The organism is Methylobacterium sp. WL12 (genome assembly GCF_008039475.1).
Taxonomy (GTDB): Bacteria; Pseudomonadota; Alphaproteobacteria; order Rhizobiales; family Beijerinckiaceae; genus Methylobacterium; species Methylobacterium cerastii.
The window spans coordinates 1-3,241 of sequence record NZ_VRUW01000175.1 but is presented as its reverse complement, the minus strand read 5'-3'; the positions used below and the strand labels follow the sequence as shown (position 1 = coordinate 3,241).

The window sequence follows — 3,241 nt, the reverse complement described above, 5'->3', positions numbered from 1 at the left end:
GCAAGCCAACACATCCCCTCGACACGACACTCGATCACCCTGGCGCGGGGTGGAGCAGCCCGGTAGCTCGTCAGGCTCATAACCTGAAGGTCACAGGTTCAAATCCTGTCCCCGCAACCAAACATCACATCCCACATCAGCCGGCTCGCCCAACGCGAGCCGGCTTTTTCGTGCGCACTGGAATCCTTGAGCCCATGCGGACCCTGCGTGTCATCGGAATCGGCACCGGCGACCCGGAGCACCTCACCCTTCAGGCGGTGCAGGCGCTGGCCGACGTCGACGTCGTGTTCGTCCTCGACAAAGGGGCCGACACGGACGACCTCGTCGCCCTCCGCCGCACGATCTGCGCCCGGCACATCCGGGACGACTATCGCCTGGTCGTGGCGCAGGACCCACCACGCGAGCGCCGGCCTGCGGATTATGCGGCGACGGTCGAGGCCTGGCACGCAGCCCGCGCCGACCTCCTCGGCGGCCTGATCGCGGCTAATCTCGGGGCAGGGGAGGTCGGCGCCTTCCTGGTCTGGGGCGATCCGGCGCTCTACGACAGCACCCTGCGCATCCTGGAGCGCATCCTCGCCCGCGACGCGGGCGCCTTCGCCTACACGGTGATTCCCGGTATCTCCAGCGTGCAGATGCTGGCCGCCGCCCACCGCATCCCGCTGAACCGGATCGGCGGCGCCGTCCACATCACCACCGGACGGGCGATCGCCGAGGGCCTGCCGGAGGGCGTCGGCAGCGTGGTGGTGATGCTCGACGCCGACCCGCGCTTCGACCACCTCGATCCGGACCTGACAATCCATTGGGGGGCCTATCTCGGCTCGCCGGACCAGCTCCTGATCGCCGGCCGGCTCGGCACGGTCGGCCCGGAAATCCGCCGCCAGCGCGCCGCCGCGCGCGCGCGCCACGGCTGGATCATGGACGTCTACCTGCTGCAGGCGCCCTGATCCGGGGCGGGCGCGGCGAACGGGCCACGGACGCGTCCGCCTGCGTGCGTTAGAGCCAGCCCATGCTGACCTTGCGACCCTACCAGCGTGCCAGCCTCGATGCGCTTGCCGCCGCCTGGAGCGGGGCAGGGGGCCAGCCTCTGCGTGCCGGCCTGATCGTGCTGCCGACCGGCGCCGGCAAGGCGCTGGTGATCGCGGCGCTCGCGCGCGAGACGCTGCAGGCCGATCCCCTCGCCCGCATCGTCGTCGTTACCCACAGCCGGGAGCTGATCGCCCAGAACTTCGCCGAGCTCACCGGCTACTGGCCCGAGGCGCCGGCGGGAATCTTCTCCGCCGGCCTCGGGCGGCGGGAGGCGGCGGCGCAGGTCCTGGTCTGCGGCATCCAGTCGGTGGCCGACCGGCTCGATGCGATCGGCCCGCGCGACCTCGTCGTCGTCGACGAGGCCCATCTGATCCCGCGCTCGGCCGAGACCCGCTACGGGCGCTTCCTCGCCGGCCTGCGGGCGCTGCGGCCGGAGCTTCGCGTCGTCGGCTTTACCGCGACGCCCTACCGGCTCGACAGCGGGCGCCTCGACGAAGGCGCGGGCCGGATCTTCGAGGGCATCGTCTACGAGGTCGATGCCGGCGACCTGATCGGGCAGGGTTATCTCTGTCCGCTCCTGTCGAAGGCGACCCTGACCGCCCTCGACGTGGCCGGCGTGGGCAAGCGCGGCGGCGACTACATCCCGAGCCAGCTCGAGGCCGCGGTCAACCGCGAGTGGATCACCCGCGCCGCGGTCGAGGAGATGGTCGGCTACGGCCGCGAGCGCCGGGCCTGGCTCGCCTTCTGCGCCGGGCTCAGCCACGCGGACGCGGTGCGCGACGCGATCCGCGTGGAGGGCTATTCCTGCGAGGCGATCTCCGGCGAAACCCCGCGGCGCGAGCGCGACCGCATCGTCGCGGCCTTTCGCGCCGGGCGGATCCGCTGCCTGACCTCCGTCGGCGTGCTCGCCACCGGCTTCAACGTGCCGGAGGTGGATCTCATCGCCCTGCTCCGCCCGACGCAGAGCACCGGGCTCTACGTGCAGCAGGTCGGGCGTGCCCTGCGGAACGCGGCGGGCAAGCGCGACGCGCTGATCCTCGACTATGCCGGCCTGGTGCGGATGCACGGCCCGGTGGACGTGGTCACCGCGCGCACCGCCGCCGCGGTGAAGGGCAGGGAAGGGCTGGCGCGGGCCAAGCCCTGCCCCGGCTGCGGCGCGCTGATCGCGCTCAACGCCTCGACTTGCGAGCCCTGTTGGATCGAGCCGGAGGACGCGGAGGATGTCGCCCGGCACGAGGCCGCAGCCGACGGCGAGCTGCCGATCCTGTCGGAGCGCGCGGACGGCTGGCAGGCGGTCTCGGATTGGCGGGTCGAGCGCGGGGCGGACGGCCTCGATATCGTGCTGCGCTGCCCGGCCGGCGCCCACCGCATCCGGCTCGCGCTGGAGCGGACGGGATTCGCCCGCGACAAGGCGGTGCAGTGGTGGCGCGGGCTCGGCGGCGGCCGCGCCGCGCCGATGGACGCGGCCGAAGCGCTGGAGCGCCGCGACGAGCTCGTTTGCCCGGCGGCGATCCGAATCCGCCCGTGCGGCCGCGCCTCGGAAGAGGTGGCCTGCCGCTTCGCCGACGGGCGCGTCGTCTCCGACATCCGCCGCCTGGCCGACGCGCTGGCCGCGTGACGCGCGGGACAGGCGAGGCCGGGGAGGGGGCTCGGACCGCCCTCGCCCGTGGCTCGTCGGACGATCTCACTGCCGATTGCCGGGCTGATCACGGAGACGGTCCGATTGGCATGCCAGATGGGTCGGGACCGAACGAATACCCCCTCACCCCAGGATATCGCCCCTCTATGTTCCATAATATATCTTATGCGAATGACGGGAGTGCTATTGGAGGGCAGGTTTCCGCCCCCGTTTCGGCGCCGATTCCGCCGGCCGGCGGCGGGGTTCAGCGCACCGTGACGCGCACGTCGGACTCGTAGCCGGTGCCGTCCGCGTTGATGACGAAGATGCGGAAGGTGTCGACGCCCTCGAACCCCTCCTCCGAGGTGTAGGTCAGCTTCACCCCCGGCACCTTGCGGGCGTTGCAGGCGGCCAGCGTCGACCCGACCCCGTAGCGGGGAAACGAATCCGCCGGCGCGACGTCGACCGCCCCGTGCCGGGGCTGGTCCAGGGTCCGGATCACCACCGGGCCTTGCGAGGAGCAATCCGGGAACAGCGAGGTGAAGAACGCGATCGTGCGGGCCTCGCCCTTGGGCACCACCCGCGCCATCGGGAACG

Annotated in this window: 3 protein-coding genes and 1 tRNA gene; 3 read left to right on the top strand and 1 reads right to left on the bottom strand. The window is 72.1% G+C overall.

What is annotated here, in order from left to right:
* Window positions 1-43 precede the first annotated feature (43 nt).
* From FV226_RS27115 to FV226_RS27105, 3 genes are all read left to right on the top strand, one after another.
* A tRNA-Met gene (locus tag FV226_RS27115) sits at window positions 44-120 on the top strand.
* 74 nt (window positions 121-194) lie between these two features.
* Entirely contained in the window at window positions 195-944 is a 750-nt protein-coding gene (gene cobF / locus FV226_RS27110) for a precorrin-6A synthase (deacetylating) (protein WP_147765356.1), read from the top strand.
* A 62-nt stretch (window positions 945-1,006) separates the two neighbouring features.
* Window positions 1,007-2,644, top strand: a complete 1,638-nt coding sequence (locus FV226_RS27105; RefSeq protein WP_147765355.1) for a DEAD/DEAH box helicase — start codon at window positions 1,007-1,009, stop codon at window positions 2,642-2,644.
* Between the two features lie 265 nt (window positions 2,645-2,909).
* On the opposite strand, the gene FV226_RS28275 is transcribed toward FV226_RS27105, so the two are convergent.
* Window positions 2,910-3,241, bottom strand: a 332-nt coding sequence (locus FV226_RS28275; protein WP_187278869.1) for a hypothetical protein, incomplete at its 5' end; no start/stop codon positions are given.

Excerpts from the sequence above, each read along its gene's own strand:
- cobF (WP_147765356.1), top strand. The coding sequence starts at position 195 with ATGCGGACCCTGCGTGTCATCGGAATCGGCACCGGCGACCCGGAGCAC.
- FV226_RS27105 (WP_147765355.1), top strand. The coding sequence starts at position 1,007 with ATGCTGACCTTGCGACCCTACCAGCGTGCCAGCCTCGATGCGCTTGCC.